The organism is Tenacibaculum geojense, from assembly GCF_042676005.1.
Lineage (GTDB): Bacteria > Bacteroidota > Bacteroidia > Flavobacteriales > Flavobacteriaceae > Polaribacter > Polaribacter geojense.
The window spans coordinates 1-1883 of record NZ_JBHTJR010000033.1 but is presented as its reverse complement, the minus strand read 5'-3'; the positions used below and the strand labels follow the sequence as shown (position 1 = coordinate 1883).

Below are 1883 nucleotides of genomic sequence, written 5' to 3'. Positions count from 1 at the left end.
GATAGTTATAGTTTCCATCAGGATTTTCTACAAATAAAGTAATAGGCGGGTTGTTTAAGCATAGTACTTGAGGAGAAGTTACCACAAAATCAGGTAAAGGGTTGATGATAATATCAAAAAATGTATCATCATTTACACATCCTGTATCATTATTTTCTACTCGAACATAAATACGTTGTGGATTGCTAATGTTACTATAATTCATAGTTTCATTGCTAGGAATTACCTCTGTATTATTTTGTGCACCGTTAAGTGAAAGATGATAGGTAATCGTAAAATCATCATGCTGTGCTACAGGATAATTGTTTAAAATATCAGGTTCTTGTGTGGTTAAATCAATTGATTGTATGAATCCGTTAGTATCATCACTATCTTGATCGTCATCACAAAAAGATAAGTTAGAAATGTCAGTAATAAGAATATTAGGTTCAGTATGAATTCTAATAAGTAGACTATTGATTCCGTAACGACATCCCGTGTTATTATCTAAAATGCTAATCCAAATAGTTTCTTCTCCTTCATTATTAACAACAGTTGTGTTTGCGGGATTGTTATCGTAACTATTTTTATTTACAGGGTTTACTCCGTCAATAGCATCTTGTTGAGTTGTGTGATAACTAATTAAATATTGATTAGGGTCTCTACCGTCTAAAATTTCAGCATCTTTTACGCTTAAATCAATTTGTTGTTCTAGTCCATTTCTAGTATCTCCGTCTATAGCACCAGTGTCACAAACCTCAAGAGGAGTAATGGTTGTATTGATAATTGGTAAAGGGTTTACAATAATGTCAAATGCTTGGTGATTGTTGTAGCATCCTGTATTGTTATTTTCTACTCTTACAAATATGGTTTGTGTGCTAATATCACCTTGTGAAAACCCAGGTTGTGCCGTATTTCTAAAATTAGCATCATTAGCAATAGTATTGGTTCCAGCAGTTGCGTCTGATTGAGATGTGTAATAGGTAACAGTATAATCAGCAGGGTTTTGAGAGCCTAAAATAGTTGAGTTTTGAGCGGTTAAATCAATCCCTGTATTTTCTCCATCGGTATAGCTACCACTGTTAAAATCGTCACACAGTACAATATTAGGCGCATTGTTAGCCTGGGGTACTTGTTGTGCTACTATGTATAATTGACCTATTCCAGTACAGTCATTATTATTCGTATTAATAATTTTAATATAAATAGGTTGCTGTGTTGTGGCTGGTACATTGGTATTTCTATAACTAGAAAGATTTGTAATTTGATTAATTACAGCATCTCTATCAGTTATTGTTTCAAAGAAAAGAACATCTAAATCTGGTTGAATAGTTGGTGGGAATAAAGCTTTTACTTCATTTTCAGCATCACTAATATCAAAGAAGGTAATACCATCTGTATCGTCATTATTACTAGTGTCATTACCATCAGCATCCAAAAAGTCATCACATTGCTCAAATAAACGATCATAAGCAACATCACCAGCATAGGATACGGTGATATCGATTCGAGAAATTCTGTAACATCCTTGATTTGTTATAGTTCTTACCCAAACACTATCACCATCAGATACGGTATACGCTGTTGTGTTTGTAATAACATTGGTGTTGGCTATTGCATCTGCTTGAGTAGGGTAGTAATTAAAAGTTTCATTGTTGTAATTATTAGAAATATTGATTTCAGCTTGTGTTAAATTCACTGTTGTTGTTAAATCAGCATCCGTATCACATTGTAAAAGCTGAGCAGGATTATTAGCGATTACGGGAAGAGGATTGACAATTAAGTCAAAAGGTTCAAAAGCGGTTCCTGTTTGAGAAATAGCATTACAACTGAAGTTGTCAACATTTTCCACACGGACATAGATGGTTTGTTGATTAATAGTTGTATTTCTATAAGGATTGTTT

1 pseudogene is annotated in these 1883 nt (G+C 33.4%); it reads right to left on the bottom strand.

The annotated features are described in order from the left end of the window. Positions 1-1883 (bottom strand): annotated as a pseudogene (locus tag ACFQ1U_RS13730) (hypothetical protein); the annotation flags it as partial.